Source organism: Pseudomonas lyxosi, assembly GCF_047758685.1.
GTDB classification, from domain to species: Bacteria; Pseudomonadota; Gammaproteobacteria; order Pseudomonadales; family Pseudomonadaceae; genus Aquipseudomonas; species Aquipseudomonas lyxosi.
Genome location: NZ_CP180481.1, coordinates 6,468,316 through 6,492,613 on the forward strand (window position 1 = coordinate 6,468,316; position 24,298 = coordinate 6,492,613).

General features: G+C 59.4%; 24 protein-coding genes. All 24 read right to left on the reverse strand.

The window, feature by feature from the left end; genetic code table 11:
• Positions 1-130: 130 nt before the first annotated feature.
• Entirely contained in the window at positions 131-1,492 is a 1,362-nt protein-coding gene (locus ACMXYI_RS29695; RefSeq protein WP_415770620.1) for a flagellar hook-length control protein FliK, read from the reverse strand.
• Positions 1,493-1,574: 82 nt separating this feature from the next.
• Positions 1,575-1,943, reverse strand: a complete 369-nt coding sequence (locus tag ACMXYI_RS29700) for an Hpt domain-containing protein (RefSeq protein ID WP_415770622.1) — start codon at positions 1,941-1,943, stop codon at positions 1,575-1,577.
• Positions 1,944-1,973: 30 nt separating this feature from the next.
• A complete protein-coding gene (locus ACMXYI_RS29705) occupies positions 1,974-3,680 on the reverse strand; it encodes an ATP-binding SpoIIE family protein phosphatase (RefSeq protein ID WP_415770624.1) in 1,707 nt (568 codons plus the stop codon).
• A gap of 5 nt (positions 3,681-3,685) precedes the next feature.
• Positions 3,686-3,991 (reverse strand): STAS domain-containing protein, encoded by a 306-nt coding sequence (locus tag ACMXYI_RS29710; RefSeq protein ID WP_415770626.1) that lies wholly within the window; start codon positions 3,989-3,991, stop codon positions 3,686-3,688.
• Positions 3,992-4,087: 96 nt separating this feature from the next.
• Positions 4,088-4,537 (reverse strand): flagellar export protein FliJ, encoded by a 450-nt coding sequence (fliJ, locus tag ACMXYI_RS29715; protein WP_415770628.1) that lies wholly within the window; start codon positions 4,535-4,537, stop codon positions 4,088-4,090.
• A gap of 6 nt (positions 4,538-4,543) precedes the next feature.
• Positions 4,544-5,902, reverse strand: coding sequence for a flagellar protein export ATPase FliI (fliI, locus tag ACMXYI_RS29720; RefSeq protein ID WP_415770630.1), 1,359 nt, complete (start codon positions 5,900-5,902; stop codon positions 4,544-4,546).
• Positions 5,892-6,701 (reverse strand): flagellar assembly protein FliH, encoded by an 810-nt coding sequence (gene fliH, locus ACMXYI_RS29725; RefSeq protein WP_415770632.1) that lies wholly within the window; start codon positions 6,699-6,701, stop codon positions 5,892-5,894. Before fliH ends, fliI begins: the two co-directional genes overlap by 11 nt.
• A 7-nt stretch (positions 6,702-6,708) precedes the next feature.
• Complete coding sequence (fliG, locus tag ACMXYI_RS29730) at positions 6,709-7,728, reverse strand: flagellar motor switch protein FliG (protein ID WP_007894195.1); 1,020 nt, start codon at positions 7,726-7,728, stop codon at positions 6,709-6,711.
• Positions 7,721-9,508: a flagellar basal-body MS-ring/collar protein FliF gene (gene fliF / locus ACMXYI_RS29735; RefSeq protein WP_056742086.1), complete on the reverse strand. Its 1,788-nt coding sequence runs from the start codon at positions 9,506-9,508 to the stop codon at positions 7,721-7,723. The genes fliG and fliF overlap by 8 nt, the downstream gene beginning before the upstream one ends.
• A gap of 14 nt (positions 9,509-9,522) precedes the next feature.
• Complete coding sequence (gene fliE, locus ACMXYI_RS29740; RefSeq protein ID WP_415765177.1) at positions 9,523-9,852, reverse strand: flagellar hook-basal body complex protein FliE; 330 nt, start codon at positions 9,850-9,852, stop codon at positions 9,523-9,525.
• A gap of 144 nt (positions 9,853-9,996) precedes the next feature.
• Positions 9,997-11,382 carry a sigma-54-dependent response regulator transcription factor FleR gene (gene fleR / locus ACMXYI_RS29745; protein WP_415770634.1) on the reverse strand — a complete coding sequence of 462 codons (1,386 nt, stop codon included), beginning with the start codon at positions 11,380-11,382 and terminating at the stop codon, positions 9,997-9,999.
• Between the two features lie 5 nt (positions 11,383-11,387).
• Positions 11,388-12,593, reverse strand: a complete 1,206-nt coding sequence (locus tag ACMXYI_RS29750; protein WP_415774000.1) for a sensor histidine kinase — start codon at positions 12,591-12,593, stop codon at positions 11,388-11,390.
• A gap of 128 nt (positions 12,594-12,721) precedes the next feature.
• On the reverse strand, positions 12,722-14,197 hold the full coding sequence (locus ACMXYI_RS29755) for a sigma-54 dependent transcriptional regulator (protein WP_415770636.1): 1,476 nt from the start codon (positions 14,195-14,197) through the stop codon (positions 12,722-12,724).
• 169 nt (positions 14,198-14,366) lie between these two features.
• A complete protein-coding gene (locus tag ACMXYI_RS29760) occupies positions 14,367-14,663 on the reverse strand; it encodes a hypothetical protein (RefSeq protein ID WP_008151048.1) in 297 nt (98 codons plus the stop codon).
• Between the two features lie 10 nt (positions 14,664-14,673).
• Complete coding sequence (gene fliS / locus ACMXYI_RS29765) at positions 14,674-15,069, reverse strand: flagellar export chaperone FliS (RefSeq protein WP_414878519.1); 396 nt, start codon at positions 15,067-15,069, stop codon at positions 14,674-14,676.
• A gap of 126 nt (positions 15,070-15,195) precedes the next feature.
• On the reverse strand, positions 15,196-16,641 hold the full coding sequence (gene fliD / locus ACMXYI_RS29770) for a flagellar filament capping protein FliD (RefSeq protein ID WP_415770638.1): 1,446 nt from the start codon (positions 16,639-16,641) through the stop codon (positions 15,196-15,198).
• A gap of 82 nt (positions 16,642-16,723) precedes the next feature.
• The gene (locus ACMXYI_RS29775; protein ID WP_415770640.1) at positions 16,724-17,089 is read right to left on the reverse strand and encodes a flagellar protein FlaG; all 366 of its coding nucleotides are present in this window, start codon (positions 17,087-17,089) and stop codon (positions 16,724-16,726) included.
• 72 nt (positions 17,090-17,161) lie between these two features.
• Positions 17,162-18,007 (reverse strand): flagellin domain-containing protein, encoded by an 846-nt coding sequence (locus ACMXYI_RS29780; protein ID WP_415770642.1) that lies wholly within the window; start codon positions 18,005-18,007, stop codon positions 17,162-17,164.
• A 253-nt stretch (positions 18,008-18,260) separates the two neighbouring features.
• A complete protein-coding gene (locus ACMXYI_RS29785; protein ID WP_415770644.1) occupies positions 18,261-18,527 on the reverse strand; it encodes a hypothetical protein in 267 nt (88 codons plus the stop codon).
• Positions 18,524-19,816 (reverse strand): motility associated factor glycosyltransferase family protein, encoded by a 1,293-nt coding sequence (locus tag ACMXYI_RS29790; protein ID WP_415770645.1) that lies wholly within the window; start codon positions 19,814-19,816, stop codon positions 18,524-18,526. The genes ACMXYI_RS29785 and ACMXYI_RS29790 overlap by 4 nt, the downstream gene beginning before the upstream one ends.
• Positions 19,817-19,899: 83 nt before the next feature.
• The gene (locus ACMXYI_RS29795) at positions 19,900-20,826 is read right to left on the reverse strand and encodes a ketoacyl-ACP synthase III (protein ID WP_415770646.1); all 927 of its coding nucleotides are present in this window, start codon (positions 20,824-20,826) and stop codon (positions 19,900-19,902) included.
• Positions 20,827-21,055: 229 nt separating this feature from the next.
• The gene (gene pseI / locus ACMXYI_RS29800; RefSeq protein ID WP_415770647.1) at positions 21,056-22,108 is read right to left on the reverse strand and encodes a pseudaminic acid synthase; all 1,053 of its coding nucleotides are present in this window, start codon (positions 22,106-22,108) and stop codon (positions 21,056-21,058) included.
• Complete coding sequence (gene pseG / locus ACMXYI_RS29805; RefSeq protein WP_415770648.1) at positions 22,101-23,606, reverse strand: UDP-2,4-diacetamido-2,4,6-trideoxy-beta-L-altropyranose hydrolase; 1,506 nt, start codon at positions 23,604-23,606, stop codon at positions 22,101-22,103. The genes pseI and pseG overlap by 8 nt, the downstream gene beginning before the upstream one ends.
• The gene (gene pseF, locus ACMXYI_RS29810; RefSeq protein WP_415770650.1) at positions 23,603-24,298 is read right to left on the reverse strand and encodes a pseudaminic acid cytidylyltransferase; all 696 of its coding nucleotides are present in this window, start codon (positions 24,296-24,298) and stop codon (positions 23,603-23,605) included. The genes pseG and pseF overlap by 4 nt, the downstream gene beginning before the upstream one ends.

Here is a 24,298-nt window from a genome sequence, read left to right on the forward strand (position 1 = left end):
GGACAGATTGGATCGTTCCCACGCTCTGCGTGGGAATGCAGCCCGTGACGCTCCGCGTCACATGCAAGAGCGGACGCGGAGCGTCCATTGAGGCATTCCCACGCAGAGCGTGGGAACGATCGGAGAGAAATCAGGCGTAGTAGTCGACGGCGCTGGAGCCTATGACGCTGGTGGTGCTGGCCGCTACTTCGGCAACTGTTGGCGCAAGCTCTTCATCCATAGAGTCGAGACGACCACCGCTGGCATTGGTGCGTCCTCCCTGGCTTTGACCCTGTTGAGCCTGTTCCTGCCCCTGACCTTGCCAGCCACGGGACTGGTCGGACACATTGACGTCGACCTGGCCCATGCCCTGCTGCGCAAACATGTCACGCAAGCGATGCATTTGTCCGTCCAGCGCTTCGCGAACACTTGGATGGGCACTCATGAATGTCACTTGGGTCTGCTGATCCAGAACCATGTTCACCCGAATGTCCAGGCGCCCCAGTTCGGCCGGTTGCAACTGGATGTCGGCCGCCTTGAGATTGGCACTGGACAGGTACATGACCCGGTTTACTACTTCTTCGGTCCAGCCGCTCTGATGCATGGCGATCGGTTGATTCACCGGCAATGCGTTGGCGGTTTTCGGCGTGGCCGCCTGGGTCAGTGCAGCCAGACGGTTGGCGAAATCGTCGACCCGGGTATCGCTACTCGCCGACTTCAGGTCCTTGAGACCGTCATCGATAAGACCACCGAAGGCCTTGTCGCCGCCCTGGCCGGTGCTGTCCTTGTCGACTTGCACATCGAGCATGCTCGCCATGCCGGCGGCGAAGGTCTGCGCCGAGGTTGACTCGCCGTCGGCCTGGGTCTGGGCCGAGGTCGGTGCCGCTTTGGGCTGGGCCTGACTCGCAGCCGAAATATGGCCGCCCTGCTCCATGGCCATGCGCACGGCAGGCAGTGCATCGAGGGGATCGGCTTCGGGATCGAAATCGGTGTCAATGCTTGCAACGACCGGAGTCGTTGCCGCCGTCACAGCCACCTCGACCTGCGGTTGTGGGGTGACTACAACGGGCGGAGCTGCCGGTACCGGCGCTGGCACCGCAGGTTGTACTGCCTGCATCAACGCAGGATCCAGCGTCGGGTCAACGGGCGCGGCATCGGCAACCGGCGTCTGCGCAGTATCCGACCCGTCGTCGCTGGCGGCCTCGTCCTCAGCCTGCGCCGGTTTATCGGCGGGCAAGGATTTGCCGCTATCGGCAACCACAGGTTCCGGGGCGGCAGACTTGTCGTTGCTGACGTCCTTTTTATCGGGGCTGTCCGGCGCTTTATCGCGTATCGGCTTGGCCGATCCATCACCCACCGCAGAGGGTTTGTTCCTGGCTTGATTGGCGTAGACCTGAGCGAAGCTGGATGCCTTGTCCCCAGGCTCAGCGGCCAGCGCCGGTGTATTGGCGGAAGCGGCTTGAGTCTTGGCCTGCGCGGCGGCCTGAAGAAGCATATTGGGGGTAACGGGCATGGAACGGTCTCCGCTGCACTGGGATCGTAGGTACAGTTGACGAAGATACTGCAAAGGTCGCGCCAGGTTTGAGTGACAGGCGCTAAAAGCGCCGGACGGGCTCATTGGCAGAGAGGGAACGCTGACGCTCCGCCTCATAGAGAGGTCGGACGATGGCGAATTCGCCGTCAATTTCCCCGATCAGCTTTTCGATGCCAGCGAGACTTTTTTGCTTGGCGCGTTGCTCCAGCTCATGGCACAACTCAGCCAGGCGAATGGCGCCCATGTTGCTGCTGCTGCCCTTGAAGCTATGGGCAGCATTCATGAGTTGCGCGGCATCTTCAGCCATTCGCAAGATGCGTAAACGCTCTTCGGAATCGGCAAGAAAGGTATCCAGCAACGTCGGATACTCATCCTCCATGACCTCTTGCAACGCGTTCAGCACGTCGCGGTCCAGGTGCGTGTCAGCCACTTGCTCACTCCTTGATCAAGAATGCGTGGATTATGCCAGAGCCTCCCAGAAAAACTCCACGCGGGCACTTCGTCCATTGTCGGACCAACTCGCATTGTGGCCCAGCTGACGGATCAGACTGACGCCACGTCCCGACAGACGGACACCATCGACGGGCCGCTCCATCACCCGCGCAACATCGAAACCCTTGCCACTGTCTTCAACCCGAATAGTCAGGCAACCGCCCTCGCCCTTGGGTATCACCTGCAAATGCACCCGCACGAATCCGTCCTGCAACTCGTCCAGGCGTGTATTGCGTTGTTGATAATAGCGGGTAAACCCCGAGGCATCGCGCTTGAGCGCCGAATCCAGCCCCAGCACCCCATGCTCCAGGGCATTGGAATACAGTTCGGCCAAAACACTGTAGAGCGCCCCGCTCTGAGCCCGCAGACCGTGGACCTCAAGCAGCAATTGCAGAAGATACGGCAGCGGATTGAAGCGTTTGAGCGTGGCGGCGCGAAATTCGAAACTCACTGACCAGTCCAGCGGGCAGGACTGACCACTGTCGGAATACACCAGCGCCGGCGGGCTCAGTTGTGCGGCCTCCAGCAGACTGACCTCGACCATGCTCACGTCATCACGGGCCTCGCCGCGAAAGTCCCGCAATGCCTGCTCGATCTCTTCGAACAACTCATCAGGCTGACGATTGGCCGCAAACACCCGCTGCAATCGCTCCACACCAAACAACTGTTCGTTGGCATCGCAGGTATCGATCACCCCGTCGGACAACAGGAAGACCCGATCCCCGACCGCCATCGGAAACACCTCGGTGCGGTCATCAAAGGATTGCGGACTCAGCACGCCGAGCGGCAAATGCCGAGCCCTCAGTGGCGTTCGCTCACCGCTGGCGATGCTGTGCAGGTAACCGTCCGGCATCCCGCCATTCCAGACCTCCACCGAGCGTCGCTGAAAACTCAGGCACAGCAGCGTTGCACAACAGAACATGTCCACCGGCAGAATGCGCTTGAGCTTGGCATTCATCTCGCGCAGGGTTTCGGACAGGCCGTAACCCTTGGCGGTCATCCCATAGAAAACTTCGGCCAAAGGCATGGCACCGACCGCGGCCGGCAAACCGTGACCGGTAAAATCGCCGAGCAGCACGTGCATGTCGCCGGCCGGGGTGAACGCGGCCAGCAGCAGATCGCCGTTGAACAACGCATAGGGCGATTGCAGGTAGCGGATATTTGGCGCACTCAGACAGCCGGAGTGGGCCACCTTGTCGAACACGGCTTTGGCCACCCGCTGCTCGTTGAGCAGGTAGTCGTGGTGCCTGGCGATCTGGTCGCGCTGCTGCAACACCGTGGCCTGCAACCGCCGCAAGCGGTCCATCGCCTTGATCTTGGCGGCGAGGATCACCTGGTTGTAGGGCTTGGCCAGAAAGTCGTCGCCCCCGGCCTCCAGACAGCGGGCCAGCGCTTCGCTTTCGGTCAGCGAGGTGAGGAAGATGATCGGCACCAGGGTTTCCCCTGCCAATACCTTGATCTGCCGCGCCGCCTCGAAACCGTCCATCACCGGCATCATCGCGTCCATGAGCACCAGTTGCGGTCGTTGCTGGCGAAACGCTTCAACGGCTTCGGCACCGTTGGCGGCCGTCAGCACCTCATGCCCCTGGCGACGAACGATAGTCGACAGCAGCATGCGATCGGCCGCACTGTCTTCGGCGATCAGGATCGTCAGCGGTTCGAACAAGGACTGCATGGCGGTCACGCCACGTCGAAGATTTGTTCGAAGTTGGAGATGGCGAGGATCTTGCGCACATCTGCGTTAGCGTTGGTCAACGTGATCTCGGCATTCTCGCCGCCAGCGTGATCACGCAATAGCAACAGCATGCCGAGCGCTGAGCTGTCGAGGTAGGTAGCGTCTTTCAGATCCACCTCGAAGGATTCAGGTTTTGGCTGAAGATTTTCGTAGGACTCGCGAAATTCCTGATGCTTGGCGAAATCGAACCGTCCCTTGACCGATATCGTCAGCTTTTGCCCATTTTGGGAGACTTCTGTAACAACTGGCATTTAACGGCTTCCTTGTCATTGGTGAACGTACGTGTACAAGGTTTAGCACTTGGCGAGGGCAGGAGCAAGGCGGGAAAACGGTTGAACCCTGCCTGATCAATAGGGATCCTGACGCGGCAGCCGCTGGGACAACTCATCCAGCAGCTTTTGCTCACGCCGGTCTTCCAGCCGCCGCGCCTCATCCATGTAGCGCAACACCAGTTTGCGCAAGCCTTCGACCCGTGCAAACGCCTGCTGCCAGGATTCCCGCGCCTTGTTCAGGTTGTTTTGATGCCATAGCAGGCTTTGTCGCTGCTGGTCGATGGCGGTACCCAGTTGCGCCAGGAAGCCTTGATAACCCAGCAGCCATTGGCCCGACACGCCACTGCTGCCGCGCACGATCCATTGTTCTTGATAGTCGAGACGAAAGGCTTCGAGGTCGGCGAGTTTACTTTCGGCCAGACGGACCTGCCCCTGGAAGTGCCCCAGACGCAGGACCGCGGTTTTCTCGGCCTTTTCGGCCATTTCGACCACGGGGGCCAGGCGCGAGGCGCGACTCTGGGCCATGGCCGGTTAGCCGCCGGTCGCGGGAGCGAAAATCGTGCCGAGATAGGCTTCGCTTTCGCCCAGGCTGATGCTGTCGTTCAGGCCCTGGCGCAGGTATTTCACCAGCTGCGGTTGCAGGGAGATCGCCAGGTCGGTTTCCCGATCACCACCGGCCACATAGGCGCCGACGCTGATCAAGTCACGACTCTGCTGATAACGCGACCACAGTTGCTTGAAATACTGGGCGCGCATCATGTGTTCCGGCGTAACCACCGACGGCATGACCCGGCTGATGGAAGCTTCGATATCAATGGCCGGGTAATGACCTTCCTCGGCCAGGCGCCGGGACAGCACGATGTGCCCGTCGAGTACGCCTCGCGCGGCGTCGGCAATCGGGTCCTGTTGGTCATCCCCTTCGGACAGTACGGTGTAGAACGCGGTGATCGAACCGCCGCCCTTCTCGGCATTACCGGCCCGCTCCACCAGTTTCGGCAGTTTGGCGAACACCGATGGCGGATAACCCTTGGTCGCTGGCGGCTCGCCGATGGCCAGGGCGATTTCCCGCTGGGCCTGGGCGAAACGGGTCAGGGAGTCCATGAGCAACAGGACGTTCTTGCCCTTGTCGCGGAAATACTCGGCGATTCGCGTGCAGTACATCGCCGCGCGTAGACGCATCAGCGGCGCATCGTCCGCTGGCGACGCCACCACCACCGAACGCTTGAGCCCTTCTTCACCGAGGATGTGCTCGATGAATTCTTTAACTTCACGACCCCGCTCACCGATCAGCCCGACGACGATGATGTCGGCCTCGGTGAAGCGGGTCATCATGCCCAGCAGCACACTCTTGCCCACCCCAGTACCGGCGAACAGGCCCAGACGCTGACCGCGACCGACCGTCAACAAACCGTTGATGCTGCGAATGCCCACGTCCAGCGGCTCGCTGATCGGTTCGCGCTTGAGCGGGTTGATGGTCGGGCCGTCCATCGGCACCCAGTCTTCGGCCTTCATCCCGCCCTTGCCGTCCAGCGCGCGACCGGCGCCATCAAGCACCCGCCCCAGCATGCTCATGCCCATCGGCAGACGGCCGGTGTCGGCCAGAGGAACCACACGGGCACCGGGAGCGATGCCGGCAACGCTGCCGACCGGCATCAGAAACACCTTGCTGCCGGAGAAGCCCATGACTTCGGCTTCGACCTGCACCGGGTGATAACTGTCGTCGTTGATGACCATGCAGCGGCTGCCCATGGCGGCGCGCAAGCCCTCGGCCTCGAGGGTCAGGCCGACCATGCGCAGCAAGCGGCCCTCAAGGATCGGCGCGCCTTCCAGCTCGGTGGCCTCGGCGTAGCTGCCGAGGCGCTTGGCGAAGCTGGTGCGATCAAGGCGCATCGGGAACATCCGGTTCAGGTTCGACCGGCGAGACCGCTGGCTTGTCGCTGATCGGCAGTTCCAGGCTCAGATCCGGCTCGGCCGGGTGCAAGGCCTGTTCGTGCAATTGATCGAAGAGCTTGTCCATGACCCGCACAACGCGGGTTTCGACCGTGGCGTCGATGCGGCTGTGTTCAGTCTCGACCCGGCAACCGCCGGGCAACAACGCCTCGTCCTCGACGATGCGCCAGGTTTCTTCATGGCGTTCGCGCAGGGCTTTGACCTGTTCGAAATCTTGCGGATTGATGTACAGCCGCACATTGCCCACGCCCAGCGGCAAGAGCTTGAGGGCCTCGCGCATGACGTGTTCGATCTGCGTCGAGTCGATGGCGAGTTCGCGCTGAATCACCTGTTTGGTGATGTGCTGCACCAGGTCGACCAGGGACTTTTCGATCAAGGTGTCCTGCTCGGCGATAGGCTCGAACAGATGGCCCATCAGTTGCTCCAGAGCGGCAATCTTGGCGGCCAGGGCCACCTCGGCTTCCTGACGGACCTTGAGCGTGGTGCTGTGGAAACCTTCTTTCTCGCCCGTGGCGAAGCCTTCGTTGTAAGCCTCCTGGCGAATGCTTTCGAGCTCTTCGAGGGTCAGTGGCTGGACTTCATCCAGCGGCACTTCTTCCATTTCCGGCGGCTCGGGCTCAGGTTCCGGCTCGGGTTCCGGCACGAACGGATCGAAACTGGGCAGCGACCAGACGTCGAAACCATCGACGTCCTTGCCACGGATCAGATCGGTGTTGGACTCATCATGTTTGGACGACATAGTGACCTTAGATCATCTCTTCGCCGCCCTTCCCGCCGAGAACGATTTCTCCGGCTTCGGCCATACGGCGGGCAATGGTGAGGATTTCTTTCTGCGCGGTTTCCACGTCGCTGACGCGCACCGGGCCTTTGGCCTCGAGGTCGTCGCGCAACAGTTCGGCCGCCCGTTTGGACATGTTCTTGAAGATCTTCTCTTTGACGCCTTCGTCCGAACCCTTGAGGGCCAGCACCAGCACGTCGGAGGACACTTCGCGCAGCAGCGCTTGAATACCGCGATCGTCGACATCGGACAGGTTGTTGAACACGAACATGAGGTCTTCGATCTGACCGGACAGGTCTTCGTCGACTTCGCGGATCGAGTCCATCAGCTGACCTTCGATCGAGCTGTCGAGGAAGTTCATGATATCCGCCGCACGCTTGATGCCACCCAAGGTGGTGCGCGAGGCATTCGAGTTGCCGGAGAACTGCTTCTCGAGAATCTGGTTGAGTTCTTTCAGGGCCGCAGGCTGCACGGTATTCAGCGAGGAGACCCGCAGAATAATGTCCAGACGCACCTTGTGGTCGAAGTTGCCGAGCACTTCACCGGCCTGGTCCGGATCGAGATACGCCACGACGATCGCCTGGATCTGCGGGTGCTCGTAACGGATCACGTCGGCGACGGCGCGTGGCTCCATCCACTTCAGGCTGTCGAGGCCACTGGTGTTGCCGCCCAGCAGGATGCGGTCGATCAGGCCGTTGGCCTTGTCTTCGCCCAGAGCCTGGGTGAGCATTTTGCGCACGTAGTCGTCGGAGCCGACGCCGAGGCTGGTCTGGTCGCCGACGATGTCGACGAACTCGCTCATCACCTGCTCGACCTGCTCGCGGTGCACGTTACCCATCTGGGCCATGGCCACCCCCACACGCTGGACCTCTTTGGGCCCCATATGGCGCAGCACTTGGGCGGCGTCGGTAGAACCCAGGGACAGCAGCAGAATCGCGGCTTTGTCGACCTTGGTCAGTTTGGCGGCAACGGCTCGGTTATCACTCATCTGCGTTAATCCACTCTTTCACGACCTGGGCCACGCGACCCGGATCTTCTGCCACCAGACTCTTGATTGCGTTCAACTGTGCGTCATAGCCTTCGCTCGGGCTCGGCAGCAGAATGCTGGTCGGGCCACCGAGACTGACGCGGTCGTTGGCCAGTTCGCCGTCCAGGCCGCCCATGCCGCCCAACTCGACGTCGCTGCCCAAGCCTGCAAACTGCTTGCCTTTGCCGCCACCAGTGATGTTGTTGAGCACCGGACGCAGCACACCGAACACCAGCACCAGGATGAACAACACACCCAGCACTTGCTTGACGATGTCCCAGAACCAAGGCTGGGAGTAGAACGGAATTTCGGCAATCACTTCACCGCGCTCGGCGGAGAACGGCATGTTGATCACGCTGACACTGTCGCCACGGCTGGCGTCGAAGCCGACGGCGTCCTGTACCAGGCGAGTGAAGCGCGCCAATTCATCAGCGGTCCACGGCGCACGAGTGGTTTCACCATTGGCCGCGTTGATCTTGACCTGGTCATCCACCACCACCGACACCGACAGGCGATTCAAACGGCCCTGCTGTTGTTTGGTGTGGCTGATGGAACGGTCAAGCTCGAAGTTCTTGGTGGATTGTTGACGCTTGTCCGCCGGGTACGGTGCAAGCATAGGCTGGCCGGTGGCCGGGTCCATGATTTGCTGACCGTTGGCATCCAGCAGTGGCTGGCCTGGCTGCACCATGCCGGCCGACGCGGTAGCGCCACCGGTGGTTTGTGGTGCGGAGGCAGGCGACGGCGGCTGGTTGCTCAGGGCACCCGGCACACCTTGCGGGCCATTGCTGGCGGTACGTTGTTCGTTGACCGACTGCTCGCTGCGCAACGCCGGTTGGTCCGGGTTGAATTGCTCGGAGGTCGACTCGACGGCACTGAAATCCACATCGGCCGAGACTTCGGCTTTATAACGATCATTGCCCAGCACCGGTTGCAGAATGTTGTGCACGCGCTGAGTCAGCATGCTTTCCATGCGACGGCTGTAATCGAATTGCTTGCCGGCCATGGTCAGTTCGGAGTTTTCCGCCTGATCCGACAGCAGGTTGCCCTTCTGGTCGACAACAGTAATCTGGGATTTGCTGAGTTCAGGAACGCTGGTGGCTACCAGGTTGATGATCGCCAGCACTTGACCAGGCTCCAGCGAGCGGCCGGAGTACAGTTCCACCAGAATCGAAGCGCTCGGCTTGCGCTCGTCGCGCACGAACACCGAACTTTTCGGAATCGCCAGATGCACGCGGGCACCCTTGACGTTGTTCAGGCTGGAAATGGTGCGGGCCAGCTCGCCTTCGAGACCGCGACGATAACGGGTCGCTTCCATGAACTGGCTGGTGCCCAGGCCCTGGTCCTTGTCGAGAATTTCAAAACCGATGTTGCCGTCGCTGGGAGTGACACCAGCCCCCGCCAGTTTGATTCGCGCACGGGACAGATCATCGGCCTTGACCAGCAAGGCACCGGAGTTCGGTTCAACGGTATAGGGAATGTCGGCTGCGGCCAGGGTATCCATGACCTGTTTGGCGTCCATACCGGCAAGGCTGCCGTACAGAGGCCGGTAGTCCGGCTGCTGGGACCACAACACTACGGCAAAGCCAATCGCCACGCTCGCAGCCAGGCCGACCAACAGGCCTACCTGACGCAACATGGTCATCTCGGAGAGGTTTTCCAGGAAGGACAACCCGAACAGCGGCGGCTTGCCGTCTATTGGAGTGGCCTTGGCCGGAACATTATCGGCGACTGCTTCTGCCATGACTCAAATCGTCCTTAAACCGGCATCTGCATGATGTCTTGGTATGCCTGAACCAGCTTGTTGCGTACTTGGGTCAACGCTTGAAAAGACACGCTGGCCTTCTGCGAGGAAATCATCACGTCCGTCAGGTCGACGCCACTCTTGCCGATCTCGAAGGCACTGGCCAACTGACTGGACGCCTGCTGCGTCTCGTTCACTTTATTGACGGCCTGACCGAGCATGTCGGAAAAGCTGCTGCCACCCACTTCAGGAACAGCGGCAGTCGATTTCGACGCAGACATGGCATCCATTTGCATGGAACGCATGTCCAGCATCAATCGATTGAATTCAATACCTTGGCTCATGGCTTCTCTCTTTGACGAGCTACGTCTTTGGCGACCCGCAATTTTTTGACACTCACTCGGCGGGTAGTGAGGTGTTAGCAACAAGGGTGCCAGCTCCGTGGCCGCTCTAAACAAAAGCCGTCCAGGCTTTACATGGCTAACGAATCAGGTGGCGAACAAATAAGCTTCCACGTCCATTCCGGCATCACGCATCTGCGCCAGCTTGTAACGCAGGGTGCGCGGGCTGATACCCAAACGCTCGGCGGCCTCTTTGCGACGGCCGCGTTCGGAGCGCAAGGTGTCAATGATCATCTGGAACTCACGGCGACGCAGGTCATCGCCCAGCGCCCCGGCAGACTCGGCTTCGATCTCAACCGCCCGCACTGGCGTCGCAGCCAGTGCCGGCAACGGCGCACAGGCGACCGGCCCGGACAGGCAGAAATCCTGCGGCTGAATCAAACCACCCTGCTGCAGAATCAGCGCACGCTGGATCGCATTATCCAGCTCTCGCACGTTGCCCGGCCATGGATAGCCGACCAGGCACGCCTGCGCCTCGGGCGACAGCCTCGCTGCGGCATGCTTCATTTTATTGACGTGCTTGGCCAGCAGACGCTCGGCCAGCGGCAAGATATCGGCGGTTCGCTCGCGCAGCGGACGCCAGGCCAGCGGAAACACCGACAGGCGATAGTAAAGGTCTTCGCGAAAACGCCCCGCCGCTACTTCCCCTGCCAGGTCACGATTGGTCGTTGCCACGACCCGAATGTCCAGCGTGATCGGCTTGCGTGCGCCGACTCGCTCAACTTCGCGCTCCTGCAAAACTCGCAGTAACTTGGCCTGGAGCCCGAGAGGCATTTCTGAGATTTCATCGAGCAGGATAGTCCCGCCATCAGCCTGCTCGAACTTGCCGGCCTGCGCCGCGATGGCGCCAGTGAACGAGCCCTTTTCGTGACCGAACAAGGTAGCTTCGAGCATGTTGTCGGGAATGGCTGCGCAGTTGATCGCAATGAACGGCTGACTGGCGCGGTGAGAGTGCTGATGGATGTAACGCGCCAGCACTTCTTTACCCGTCCCGGACTCACCGGAGATCAATACTGTGGAATCACTGCGCGCTACCCGCGCGGCCAGTTCCAGCAATTGCGCACTGGCCGGCTCGAACGCTACAGGCCCCTCGCCCTCAGCCGCACCGAGACTGCCCAGCGCATGACGCGCCACCAGATCAAGTAAAGCCTTGGGCTCGAACGGTTTGACCAGGTAATCCGCCGCGCCCTGGCGCATCGCATCGACCGCCCGTTCGACAGCACCGTGAGCGGTCATCAGCAACACCGGCAACTGCGGCTGACGAGTGCGCAGCAATCCGAGCAGTTGATGGCCGTCCATACCCGGCATGTTGACGTCACTCAGCACCAGGTTGAACGCCTCATTACCGACCGCCGCCAACGCTTCTTCTGCCGAACCGACGGCTTTGAAATCGTGCCCGGCGAGCAGCAGCGTATCCGCCAGTGCTTCGCGTAGCGCGCGGTCATCCTCGACCAGTAAAACCTTGATTGCCATGTCCTTCACTCCGCTCCCTGAGCGTGGGGCTTTTCACCGGAAAAAAGCGGCAGGATGACCTGTGCACACGTGCCGCGACCGAGCCGCGAGCGCAGCTGCAATTCTCCTTGATGAGCACGCGTCACTGCCTTGACCACGGTCAGACCGAGGCCGGTTCCAGTGGTTTTAGTGGTAAAGAAGGGTTCACCCAGACGCGCCAGTACTTTCGTATTGATGCCACTACCGCTGTCGCTGACCGCTACACGCAGGTTGTTGTCACGGGTATAGAAATGGACTTTCAAACGCACATCGCCGGCGCTGGCCTGGATCGCGTTCTCGATCAGGTTAAGGATCGCCCCGACCAGCGTGTCGCGATTGCACAGCAACTCGCCGGAATGACTGTCGCACTGCCAGCGAATCGGCAGGTCCTGCACATGGGTCAGTGCTGCCGCCTGCAGCGACTGCATCAGCACTTTGGGTGTGACGCGATCGGTCAGCGGCAGCTCGCCGCGCGCAAACACCAGCATGTCGCGAACCTGATGCTCCAACTCATGCAGACGTTCTTTCAGGCGCCCGGCAAAACGCTGCTGGGTCTCGACCGGCAACGCTTGCTCAGTCAAATGACTGGCGTAGAGCAAGGCGGCGGACAAGGGGGTACGAATCTGATGAGCCAGCGAAGCGACCATTCGGCCGAGAGACGAGAGTCGTTCGTGGCGGGCCAGCTGATCTTGCAGATGACGGGTTTCAGTCAGGTCATTGAGCAACACCAACTGTCCGGGCTCGGCATCCAGCGAGCGAGTGGAGATCGACAAACGCCGACCGTCCTTGAGCGAAATTTCGTGACCGTCGTCTTCACGAGGCGCAAAGCAGCGGGCAATGACATGACGCCACAGCTCGCCTTCGAGGGGCAGACCGAGCAGTTCGCAGGCAGCGGGATTGGCTTCGCGCACGATGCCTTGGGCGTCGATGACGATGACGCCGCCGGGCAACAGATCGAGGAGGTTTTGCAGCCGGTTGGCCAGGCGTTCTTTTTCCGCCAGCTCCTGCATGCGCTGAGCACTGACCACCGCCAGCTCACCCTTGAGCTCGGTGACCCGGGCTTCGAGCATGCTGTAGGAATCGGTCAATTGGCTCGACATCTGGTTGAACAGCGCAAATGCCTGCTCAAGGCCAAGCCGGCTCGCCTGCTCTACGGACGACGGTTGTCCCGAAGCGTCGGGGACAGGAGACATCTGGGCGGCTTGGGGCATCGTGGTCTCTCGCTTGGCTGACCGTCAGTTAAACGGAACGTTGCGAGGGATGTAGCAATACCCGTGCCTAAAAAAAACTGCCTACAAATGAAGGACTTGAAAAACAGGCGTCAATCATCCGCCTGTTCATCTCCATCACGACGGCTCATGCCGTACTTGCGCATCTTTTCCACCAGCGTAGTGCGACGAATGCGCAGGCGTTCGGCGGCGCGCGCCACGATGCCATTGGCATCATCCAGCGCCTGCTGAATCAGCCCTTGCTCCAGACCACCGAGGTAGTCCTTCAGGTCCAGACCTTCCGGCGGCAGCAGGGCGCCGGCAGAGAAGTCCGGAGTATGACCGTTGATGGCCACGCGCTCTTCAAGATCGCTGCGAAAGCTGTCGACCAGTTGCTCGTCCTCGTCATCGACGTAACGGAATTTTTTCGGCAGCTCGACCACGCCGATCACTCCATACGGATGCATGATCGCCATGCGTTCCACCAGGTTGGCGAGTTCGCGGACGTTGCCCGGCCAGCCATGGCGGCACAGCGACATGATCGCCGCGGAATTGAAACGGATCGACCCACGCTTCTCGTGCTCCATGCGCGAGATCAACTCGTTCATCAGCAGCGGAATGTCTTCGACACGCTCGCGCAGTGGCGCCATTTCGATCGGGAACACGTTCAGGCGGTAGTACAAGTCTTCGCGGAAGGTACCGATCTCGATCATGCTTTCGAGATTCTTGTGGGTCGCCGCAATGATCCGCACATCGACGCTTTGGGTCTTGTTGCTGCCCACGCGTTCAAAGGTGCGTTCCTGCAATACACGCAGCAACTTGACCTGCATCGGCAGCGGCATGTCGCCGATTTCATCGAGGAACAGCGTGCCGCCATTGGCCAGTTCGAAACGTCCGGCGCGGCTGGTGATTGCCCCGGTGAAGGCGCCCTTCTCGTGGCCAAACAGTTCGCTTTCCAGCAACTCGGCCGGGATCGCCCCGCAGTTGACCGGTACGAACGGCGCGTCACGACGCTTGGAGTGATAGTGCAGGTTGCGTGCGACCACTTCCTTGCCAGTCCCGGACTCACCGAGGATCAGCACACTGGCGTCGGTGTCGGCGACTTGCTGCATCATCTGACGGACGTGTTGAATCGCCCGGCTGGTGCCGACAAGACTGCGGAAAAGATTGGGTTCACGGTGACGGCCGCGCTCGCGGGCCTGGTCGTACATCTCGCGATAGACCTGGGCACGGTGCAGGGAATCGAGCAATTTGCTATAGCTGGGCGGCATCTCGAGGGTCGAAAGCACTCGGCGACGCTGGTCTTCTGGCAAGTCAACGGAAGAATTATCGCCCATTAACAAAACCGGAAGGAACTCATCCCAGGTTGAGAGTGTCTTTAACAAGCCCACGAGTGCACCAGGAGCATTGACCGTCCCGATAAGGACACAGATTACTTCGCGACTTGATGACAATGAGCCGACAGCCTGCTGCCAGTCATGGCTACCGCAGGGTAAATTTTCTTCGCCAAGAAAATTTAAAATCACCGCCAAGTCGCGGCGGCGGACGCTATCGTCATCAATCAGCAGGATTTTGGTTTCACGCCACATGCAATAGCAACTTCCCTAGTCAACTCAATGCCCAAAATGAAGGGGCAAGCTAGACGCTTGCAGACACGTTATGCCTGTAGACGCCTGAAATCTGGTACCAGCCACTAGTTAAGTCAAAAAACCGTGCACAGTCAAATTTATGGCGCACTATGTTTGGATTAACCGGGGATTAACCAAACAGATGGTAAACCTTTGCCGCGCTCTGTGCTTGGTGGATCTGCGACATCTCATCAACTATCGCTTGCCGCTCCCCTGTCGCCGCCTCAAGAAGCTGTTTGTACACCCCCAACAACTCCTCAAGATTATCGCGTAACGCAGCCTCGTCCACCGAAGCTTCACTCAAGACGTCTTCCATGCAGGAACGGCAAGCCAGGTCTAACTCACCAATGGCTTCCCAGTTACGCTCAGCCAAAGCACCGACCAGGCCTTCACGGGTTTGTTCGATTCGCTGCAATACAAGACTCATGGTGATCTCCTTAAAACTGCGGACCCGGCGCGGCGATAGCATCCCAGCCGTCTTTGACGGTGCGAAGCAAATCAGCGACTTCGTCGAGAATCTTTGGATCGGTTTTGACGTTGGCTTCTGTCAGACGCTTCATCATGTAGGTGTACAACTTGTCCAGCTCACCCACAGACTCAACAGAGTTTTCCAGGTCCAGGCCCTCACGCAATCCGCCGATGATCCCGATCGCCTTGCCGATGAAAATACCTTTATTGGGGATATCCCTGCGCTCCATGGCACCCTTGGCCTGAGCAATGCGATCCAGCCCACCCTCCATGAGCATTTGCACCAAGCGATGGGGGCTGGCTTCGGAAGTCTGGGCCTGAGCGCCAATCTTCTGGTACTGCCGAAGGGCTAACATCGGGTTCATGTTCTACCTCATTAAAACTTTGTGATTCGTATAGCCAGTGTATCGACACGGCGTCAAAAATCTTTAGATCGAAACAAAAAAAGCCCGACAAGCGGAATCCGCTGCCGGGCTTTTGGCGTTTATGCGCTATGAGGCGTTTTTCTGCGCGTTCATCGCCTCGAACATCGAGGTAATGTTGCTGGCAGTAGCCTTTAGCTTACCGACCAGGGTGTCCATGGCGTTGTACTTCTTGGTCAGCACGTCGGTCAGCGTCGCGATCCGACGATCCAGTGCTTCCTGCTGGCTGGCCAGGTTGGTTTTGACCTTCGCCAGGCTGGTCGAACGCGCATCAAGGATGCCTTCGCTGCCAGTGACGGTATAAGGCGTAATCACCGCATTCATTCGTTCCAGCAGCCCCTTGGCCGCATCACCGGTCGCCGTTGGATCACCCAGGAACAGCTTCTGAACCTCACCACCCAGCTTCTGCGTATCCATAGCTGCAGAGAACTTGGTGCTGTCAAAATCGAGCGCACCGGTTTTCTGGTTGGTGGTAATGCCCAACTGTGAAAGTACGGTCAGCTTGTCGCCTGCACCAGTACTGGCCAACGGTTCACGGATCGACGCCAGGATGCCCCGAGCCAGCGGGTCACCGGTCAATGCCGCGGCAACGGTTAGCTTGCCATCTGCATCCAGGGAGGGCTTGGTCAGCGTATTGACGCTGGTGACAACCTGGTTGTAAGCATCGACGAAGGCCTGGATCGATTTTTTCAAACCGTCATTGTTCGGCCCTACCGTCACGGTGGAAGTCGCCCCCACTCCCCCTGCCACCAGATTCAGTGTCAGTCCGGAAATGGCGCCATCCACGGTGTTGGATTTGCTGGTGATCGCCAGTCCGTCAACCGTGAAGCTGGCGTCCACAGCGAGTTCACCGATCGCACCGGCCGAGGTCGCCGTAGGCGTGGTGCCCATTTTCTGGCCCGCGGTGATTTCCAGGCCGGCAATACCGCTGAGAGTGATATCGGAACCTGCACCAGTAGCAGTGGACCCCATCACCAAACGAGAGCCGAAGGAGTCAGTGACAATGTTGGCACTGAAGCCATTGGCGCCTTGCTGGGTGTTGATCGCATCCCGTACCGATTGCAGCGTGGCGCCGGCGGGAATGTCGACAGGACGGGAAATGCCATTTTGAGTGATATTGAGCGTACCACTCGGAATGGCACTGCTAGGGCCGCCGGCAAACGCGGCAGTCGCCACTTTCGACGAGGTCGCGAGATTGTTGACCTTGATGACATAAGTGCCGTTGACCGCCGAGTTGCTGGCGACAGAAGTCAGCACTTTGGGATCGGAACTCGTGGCGCTGTAACCCAGGAACTGCTGGGTCTTCGTATCACCGAGGTTTTTGATCGCGGCCTGGAAATTCGCGAGGACACTCTTGAGGGTCCCGACACCGGAAATCTGCGAAGTATTGGTGGTCGTCTGTCGGTTGATCTGACTCTGCTTGGCCGCTTTGTCAGCATCAACCAAGGCTTTGACGATAGCACCGGTATCAAGCCCGGAGCCTAACCCCAGACCCGGTAGAATTGGACTTGCCATGTGGGACTCCTTTCAGTGTGTCGCCGGCCTTTTGACCATTACAACGTCCAAAAGAACATAGCAACAAAATTCGTGCCAGCTGTCAGGCCTTAGCGCTGAACAACAGACTGCTTGCATCATTCAAACTATTGGCCAGCTTGAGCACTTCTTCGTTGGGGATTTGGCGAACCACTTCACCCGAGTCGCTGGCAATCACTCTGACAATTACTTTGCCTGAAGGCTCATCGATCGAGAACTCCAGATTGCGCTTGACCGATTGAACGAACTTTTCAATTTCCTGAACGGCCATCTTCAGTTTGTCCTGCTCAGTTGCCGCATCTTTTGGCTCATCCTTGACCGTTGCCACTGTGGCAGCATCGGCTCGAGGTTTTTCCGCCGGCTTGTCAGCAACAGTCGTCGCCGGCTTCGCAGCTGGATAAGACAAGTTCAGCTTCACGCTCATATCCATGTCCATCACCTCTTAAACTGAAAAAGCGAGAGAGCACGCGTGCGCACTCCCCCGCCAAAACTTACCCAGCTATTACTGAAGCAGTTTCAGTACAGCGGATGGCAGTTGGTTGGCCTGAGCCAGAACTGCGGTGGAAGCTTGTTGCAGAGTTTGTTGCTTGGTCAACTGTGCAGTTTCAGCAGCGAAGTCGGTATCTTGAATGCGGCTCAGTGCAGCACTGGCGTTTTCGTTGATGTTTTGCAGGTTGGAGATGGTGGTGGCGAAACGGTTTTGAGCAGCACCGAGGTCAGCGCGAGTGGCGTTGATTTTGGCCAGGGCGGTTTCGATGGCCGAGATCGCCGACAAAACAGAGTTGTGGTTACCCGAGTTGGTAGCACCGGAGATGGTAGTACCGGTCATGCCCAGGGCGCTGGCGTCGAAGCTCGTCGACAGGGTCAGGGTGATCTGGTTGTCAGAAGTAGTGTTCGAACCTACCTGGAATTCCATCGCGCCAGCAGTACCGTCGATCAGTGCCTTGCCGTTCAGGTTGGTGGACTGAGCAATACGGGTCAGTTCCGCGACCGACTGTTGGTATTCTTTGTCCAGAGCGGTACGGTCAGCAGTGCCGTTGGAGTCGTTACGCGATTGCAGTGCGATTTCACGCATACGCTGCAGAATGTTGGACGACTCTTGCAGAGCGCCTTCAGCGGTCTGAGCGATCGAAACACCGTCGTTGGCGTTTTTGATAGCCATGGTCTGACCACGGATCTGCGAGGTCATACGGGTAGCGATTTGCAGGCCGGCGGCGTCGTCTTTGGCGCTGTTGATTTTCAGGCCGGAAGACAGGCGAGTCATCGAAGTCGACAGAGCGTCGGAAGCACGGTTCAGGTTTTTCTGAACGTTCAGCGAAGTAGTGTTGGTGTTTACTGTCAAAGCCATGACGAATTCCTCGTTGGTTGGGTACTGCGGCTTCCGGCCCTGGCAACCGCCGGGTATGGCCTAGAGAACCTTCGTAATAGTTATCGTCGCGAACGCAGGTTGCTTTAGGGCATTTTGAAAAAAATTTGCCATCACACTGCCACCCCCAATGAAACAAGGGTCTGGCGGCAATCCAACCCAAAAAAGTGACGTCAGAGAAATGCCGGTAACGGGACAGCGAGGACTCACCTGTACCGGCAATTGTCAAAAAGCCTTAACCGGCAGCGGCTGCTTCCAGCAACTGGGGCAACTCATGATCGAGATAATCAGCCAGCGCCAACCAATCCAGCGCCTCCTGACAGGCAAGCATGTCGGTGAGCAACGCCGTCCAGCGGGATTGGACCTCGACATTCTCCCGAGCCATCGCGGATTGCACATCACTGCAGATCTGGACCATCAGCAGCGCAGCTTCGACATCTCGTCCCAGTCGGAACAAAACGGAACACTGCCGCGCCTCGGCAACCAGGGAGGATTCAGTCATCGCGTGAGCTCCGGGTGAAACGTCGTGCCGACGATCATCGCCCCTGCCCGACTGCTGTTATAGAAAGCCACCCGAGGATGCCCGGCGATGTACCGCTCCAGCTCGCACAGGTAACTGCGGAAATTGAGCTGCGTCTTGACTCGCTGACCGTGGCCATCGAGGACCCAGTGCCGGGCAGCGCCCACTTGCGGTCCAAGATCACCGTCATTCCAGCCGGCGTGGGTCTTGTTGTTCGGGAAAGCAAAGTCGGCGCCGAACAGAGTGATCTGGCTGCCCCCCATGTGTACCGCCAGGTCCACCGCCGGGTGAATCACACTGCCGCCGACAAAGAGCTGGGCCTTGGGTAATTGCTGGCGCATGTCCTTATAGACAGGACTGGCGGAATAGGCCACGTAACGCTTGCCCTGCCAGCCCCCCAAAACCGCCGGATCGACCATAGGCATGTAGACCAGCGTGATATCGCTCGTGGCATCGGACGGCAAATGTCGCGTCGAGATGCGCTGGTCAATCGTGACCACCACATCCGGTTTGATCCCATGCTCGACAAGTGGTCGGTAGGCTGTATCGACGCAAATGAACAGCGGCCGCCGCGCCTGTTCGCGTACCGTACGCAGCGTGTCGAAGTGCTGTTCCAGGCTCGGCCCGGTGGCAATGACAAACACTTCCCTGCCGGAACAGGTGGCAAACAGCTCGGCAACATCGGCATCGGCGCGAACGTGCTCTACACACGCCTGCAAACGCTCTGCAATTTCAGGATTGTCGGCATCGAATTCGCGATTATTGAAGGTCAGGTGGGTTTCGCTGATCAGCCGGTCGCGGATTTTGGCGTTGAAGTCGTCCGCCAGCACCAGCTCCGAAGGCAGCGCGAAGTACGGCAACTGGATTTCCGCCAGATCGCCGGCGTACAGCAGCACCACTCGCGAATCGTCGAGCCACGGCTGCTGATCGAGCAGTTGCAGCACCAGGGCAAACACCGCACCGTTCAGAATGTGCACGTACAGCCGTTCAAGCCCGGCACGCTCCAGCAATTGCAGCTGCAAATCACCTAGCCCGGTGCCATAGACATGCACCACCGGACTATCGACGGGCAGGCTGTCGGCCTGAAGCAACGCTTCGCGAGTGCGGTCATGGCGACTGGTCAACTGAATGCCATTGATGCTCAACGTCGAGCCCAGGCCTTCCACCAGATCAGCTTGCAAGGCGGCGCTGTTCTCCACCGTCAGTCGATGCCAGACCTTGGGCCAGCGTCGCTGTATCAACTCGCCGTTGCGCTCAAAGAACTCGCTCATGGAGCCTCGCTTTTCATTCGGGCAAAAAAATAGCGCTCAAGGTTACACCTTGAACGCTTTTTTTGTGCCTGGCTTTTGAAAGATCAAGGGCGATAGATAATCGCCGAGCCCCACGACAAACCAACGCCGAAACCGCTCAACGCCACGCGCTTCCAGGTGGAGTCCAGCACATGTTTTTCCAGCAGCAACGGGATGCTCGACGACACCGTGTTGCCGGTCTCAACCATGTCCTTGATGAACTTCTCCGGCTCGCCTTCGAAGCGTCGCGCCACGGCATCGACAATCGCTGCACTGCCCTGATGGATGCAAAAGGCATCGATATCGTCAGCGGTCAGTTGCGAATCGGCCAGCAACTCATGCAAATGCGCCGGGACTTTAAGCAGCGCAAAATTGAACACCTGACGGCCGTTCATGTAGAACACGCCATCGGTCACCTTCAGGTGCGGTGCGCCGGAACCGTCGGTGCCGAACTTGGCCTTGCCCAATTGCCATGGCGCGTTTTCACCCATCCAGGTCGCGGTGGCGGCATCACCAAACAACATGGTGGTGTTGCGGTCTTCCGGGTCGACGATCTTCGAGTACGGATCAGCGGTGATCAGCAGGCCATTCTTCAAGCCTGCGGCTTCCATGAAACCCTTGATAGCGTAGATGCCGTAGACGTAGCCGGAGCAGCCCAGGGAAATATCGAACGCGGCCACGGTAGTCGGCAGGCCCAGTTTGTCCTGAACGATAGCTGCGGTGTGCGGCAGGCCTTCTTCGTCGCCGTTCTGGGTGACAACGATCAGCACGTCGATGTCTTCACGTTTCAAGTCGGGATTGTTGGCGAACAGCGCATTGGCTGCTTCGACACACAGGTCCGAGGTTTCCTGCCCGGCGTCTTTACGCGGCAGGAAGGCCGAACCGATTTTGCCCAGGATGAACTCTTCATCCTTTTCGAATTTTGCACCTTGTGCGTAATTGTCCACGCCGGCTACAGGAACGTAGCTCGCAATGCTTTTTATGCCAATCATTACGGCTTCCCAATAATAAACAGCCCAATACCACCGCTCGCAAGGAATCGAGGGGCGCCGACAAACAGAGAAAAATGTCGCCCCGAGGGAGCGACGGACGGGAAGAATAAAAGGCTATCACTGGGCCAAACAGACACCAGGCGCCACCTCCCCGATTAATACAATACAGTGAAGATGCGCGTTATGACTCGCAGGTCACGCTATTTTGCCGAATCAGCCCCACAACAGGTTATTCGACCAACGACCAGTCCAGCGGCGTTCCGCGTTTGATCGCCTGGCGAGCGCGGCGCCCCAGAAGGCTTTCAGCGTGTTTGGGAGCGAGTCCCAGGCCAGGACGAATGGCCCGCAGATTGGCGGCAGTGAAGGGCTCACCGGCAGTCATGTCCTGACTCACATAGAGCGAACGGCGGTACACCAGGGACATGCGCTCGGCTTCAGTCACGCCGTAATGCACATGGCCCATGGCTTGCCAGGCGCGCTCGGTTTCGATTACCAGGCTGGCCAGCTCCGCAGGTTCGAGGGAGAAACTGGCATCCACGCCACCCGCCGCACGATCGAGAGTGAAATGTTTTTCCACCACCGTAGCCCCCAGTGCCACCGCGGCGACAGACACTCCGACACCCATGGAGTGATCGGACAGGCCAACTTCGCAGCCAAACAATTCGCGCAAGTGAGGAATCGTCCGCACGTTGCTGTTGGCTGGCGTCGCAGGGTAAGTGCTGGTGCATTTGAGCAACACCAGATCCTTGCAACCGGCCTCACGGGCGGCACGCACGGTTTCGTCGAGTTCAGCGATGCTGGCCATGCCGGTAGAAATGATCAACGGCTTGCCTGTGGCTGCGACCCGCCGAATCAGTGGCAGGTCGGTGTTTTCGAAACTGGCGATCTTGTAGGCCGGTACGTCGAGGCTTTCGAGGAAGTCCACCGCGGTGTCATCGAACGGTGTGGAGAACGCGAGCATGCCCAGCTCTTTTGCCCGGGCGAAAATCGGCGCGTGCCATTCCCACGGTGTGTGGGCCTTCTCGTACAACGCGTACAGCGAAGAGCCGGCCCAGAGGCTGTTCGGGTCCTTGATGAAGAACTCACCTTCGGACAGGTCCAGGGTCATGGTCTCGGCGGTGTAGGTTTGCAACTTCAAGGCATGGGCACCGGCCTTGGCCGCGGCTTCGACGATCTGCAGCGCCACATCAAGGGACTGGTTATGGTTGCCACTCATCTCGGCAATGATGAATGGCGGTGCATCGGCACCGATGGAGCGATGGCCGATCTTGAAGCTAGTCATTGCGGTGATCCTTCAATATGCGCGTGAACGCGCAAGCACGCTGGGTGAATCCTGCCTCGCGAAACAGCTTCAGCGACGGCTGATTCTCCGGCAACACTTGAGCGGTGATGGCCTGCAGTTGCGGCCAGTGGGTGGTCACGAAGGCTTCGCCCCGCGCCAGCAGCGCCCTGCCCCACCCCAGACCGAGGCGGCCTTCAAGCAGGTAAATCGAGACTTCGGCTTCAAGCCCGGCCAGGTCATAACGCAGTACCCCGACCGGGCCATTGTCCGCCTCGGCAATCAACAGTAATCGCCCCGGGTTGCTCAGGCTCGCGGCCAGCCAGTCTTGATGCCGTTGCCAATCGATGACTTGCGTATCCAGCGACCCGCGCCGCACCGACTCGGCATTGCGCCCCTCGAGCAGCAGCTGCGCATCGTCCAGGGACGCCTTGCGAACCTGCAGTACCGCACCGGCGAGCGCTGCCGCAACCCGTTGCGCACCACGCCCATCGACCAACTGTCGCGAGTGTTCGGCCAGGCTTTGGCGTAACCCCTGATTGCCCGCAAGAAAAGCGATGGCCTGATGCAACTGCTCGACGCTGACGTGTTCACGGGAGCCCAGATACACATGGGAGCCTGAGCTCGCCATGATTTCGCCGTTGGCTTGTTGATTGTTCGAGACCGCAATGCAGATCGTCGGCAACCCCATGGCCGCCCGCTCCCAACTGGTACCGCCACCGGCACCGACAAACAGGTCAGCCTCGGTCATCAAACGATAGAAGTCGCTGACAAAACTGTGCAAGCGCCAATTCGGACGATTGGCTGCAAGCGCCTGCATCTGTGCCAAGGCCGGGTTGTCGGCACCGGCGACGAAATCGACTTCGAGCTCATGCAAATCCGTCATTGCCAGCATCGCGTGATGGGTTTGCATCGCCGCATCGAAGCCACCGAAATTCACCAGCACTCGCCTGGCCTGGGGCTTGACCGGAATCGCCGGGCAGCAGAATTCATCGCGCAGCAAGGCAAAACGTGGGCCGAGCAAGGTCTGGCAACCGGGCGCCAGCAGTGAAGCATAGGCTTGTGGCGTACCCGATAAATTCTGGTTGAGCAGCAAATCAACGCTGTAGGTGCGCGTGGCGAGGTCGTCCACAGCGGCAATCCTTGGCGCCCAGCGGCGGGCGGCGGTCTGCCAATGATGGTCGAGACCGTAGTGGTCGACGATGACCCAATCGAACCCCGGATGATTACTCAGCGCCTGCCCAAGCGCGGCGATGTCCGCCTGCCAAGGCAGCAAGGATTCGATCGCCTGCTGCGAGTCTTCATCAGGGTAACGAGCCGCCAGGGCGAAGACTTCAAAGCCCTCGGCTTGCAGTGCATCCAGTCGATGGCCCGGCAACAGGCGGCAAGCGAAGGCCACCTGCGCGCCCTGCTTGCACAAGACTTTGGCCAGGGTCAAACAGCGAGCAATGTGGCCGCTGCCAATGGTCGGCGACGCATCGGCGCGTATCAGCACCCTCATTGCAGCTCTCCGCCAGCTTTCAATGCGGCATAGAGGTATTCGGCACGCTTCCAGTCTTCAAGGGTGTCGATGTCCTGCACCAGATGCCGCGGCAGAATCACCGGCAGGCTCGCCGCAGAAAACAGCACATCGCCGCGCAACCAGGCTTCTGTGCGCCCCCAATAGAACTGGCCGGCATCCTGATAGGCTTCAGGCAAATCCTGGGAACGGGTGTTGCGAAACTCCGGATAGAGCGAGGTCAAGGCACCCTGCTCGTCGAGGGTCAAGGCACGTTGCACCGGGAAGCCGAAACCGGCCACGGAAAAAGCGAAGGACTTGTCCGGATGCTGCACCAGTAATTCATACCCCTGACGCAGATAGCGCGCCTGCAACAGCGGCGCGGTAGCGTAGATGCAGCAGACGTAGTCGAAGATCGGCAATTGGCTCAAGGCATGCACGATCACCGCAGCTGTCCCGGTGAAATCATCAGCCAGTTCGACAGGCCGCACGAATGGCACCAGCGCGCCATGAGCGCGGGCGACGTCGGCAATTTCTTCGTCATCCGTGCTGACGACGACTTGATCGAACAACCCGCAATCGAGCGCCGTACGGATCGAACGGACGATCATCGGTACACCGTCGAACGGTTTGAGGTTCTTGCGCGGGATTCGCTTGCTGCCACCGCGGGCCGGAATGATTGCAACGCAGCTCAA

Bases quoted from the DNA above. Each gene is read 5' to 3' on its own strand.
- ACMXYI_RS29790 (WP_415770645.1), bottom strand. From the start codon at position 19,816: ATGAGCGAGTTCTTTGAGCGCAACGGCGAGTTGATACAGCGACGCTGG.
- fliG (WP_007894195.1), bottom strand. From the start codon at position 7,728: ATGAGTGATAACCGAGCCGTTGCCGCCAAACTGACCAAGGTCGACAAA.
- ACMXYI_RS29755 (WP_415770636.1), bottom strand. From the start codon at position 14,197: ATGTGGCGTGAAACCAAAATCCTGCTGATTGATGACGATAGCGTCCGC.
- ACMXYI_RS29695 (WP_415770620.1), bottom strand. From the start codon at position 1,492: ATGCCCGTTACCCCCAATATGCTTCTTCAGGCCGCCGCGCAGGCCAAG.
- ACMXYI_RS29780 (WP_415770642.1), bottom strand. From the start codon at position 18,007: ATGGCTTTGACAGTAAACACCAACACTACTTCGCTGAACGTTCAGAAA.
- fleR (WP_415770634.1), bottom strand. From the start codon at position 11,382: ATGGCAATCAAGGTTTTACTGGTCGAGGATGACCGCGCGCTACGCGAA.
- ACMXYI_RS29775 (WP_415770640.1), bottom strand. From the start codon at position 17,089: ATGGATATGAGCGTGAAGCTGAACTTGTCTTATCCAGCTGCGAAGCCG.
- ACMXYI_RS29750 (WP_415774000.1), bottom strand. From the start codon at position 12,593: ATGTCTCCTGTCCCCGACGCTTCGGGACAACCGTCGTCCGTAGAGCAG.
- ACMXYI_RS29795 (WP_415770646.1), bottom strand. From the start codon at position 20,826: ATGATTGGCATAAAAAGCATTGCGAGCTACGTTCCTGTAGCCGGCGTG.
- ACMXYI_RS29705 (WP_415770624.1), bottom strand. From the start codon at position 3,680: ATGCAGTCCTTGTTCGAACCGCTGACGATCCTGATCGCCGAAGACAGT.
- fliD (WP_415770638.1), bottom strand. From the start codon at position 16,641: ATGGCAAGTCCAATTCTACCGGGTCTGGGGTTAGGCTCCGGGCTTGAT.
- ACMXYI_RS29760 (WP_008151048.1), bottom strand. From the start codon at position 14,663: ATGAGTCTTGTATTGCAGCGAATCGAACAAACCCGTGAAGGCCTGGTC.
- ACMXYI_RS29710 (WP_415770626.1), bottom strand. From the start codon at position 3,991: ATGCCAGTTGTTACAGAAGTCTCCCAAAATGGGCAAAAGCTGACGATA.
- fliF (WP_056742086.1), bottom strand. From the start codon at position 9,508: ATGGCAGAAGCAGTCGCCGATAATGTTCCGGCCAAGGCCACTCCAATA.
- fliE (WP_415765177.1), bottom strand. From the start codon at position 9,852: ATGAGCCAAGGTATTGAATTCAATCGATTGATGCTGGACATGCGTTCC.
- pseI (WP_415770647.1), bottom strand. From the start codon at position 22,108: ATGACTAGCTTCAAGATCGGCCATCGCTCCATCGGTGCCGATGCACCG.
- fliJ (WP_415770628.1), bottom strand. From the start codon at position 4,537: ATGGCCCAGAGTCGCGCCTCGCGCCTGGCCCCCGTGGTCGAAATGGCC.
- fliH (WP_415770632.1), bottom strand. From the start codon at position 6,701: ATGTCGTCCAAACATGATGAGTCCAACACCGATCTGATCCGTGGCAAG.
- ACMXYI_RS29785 (WP_415770644.1), bottom strand. From the start codon at position 18,527: ATGACTGAATCCTCCCTGGTTGCCGAGGCGCGGCAGTGTTCCGTTTTG.
- pseG (WP_415770648.1), bottom strand. From the start codon at position 23,606: ATGAGGGTGCTGATACGCGCCGATGCGTCGCCGACCATTGGCAGCGGC.
- fliI (WP_415770630.1), bottom strand. From the start codon at position 5,902: ATGCGCCTTGATCGCACCAGCTTCGCCAAGCGCCTCGGCAGCTACGCC.
- fliS (WP_414878519.1), bottom strand. From the start codon at position 15,069: ATGAACCCGATGTTAGCCCTTCGGCAGTACCAGAAGATTGGCGCTCAG.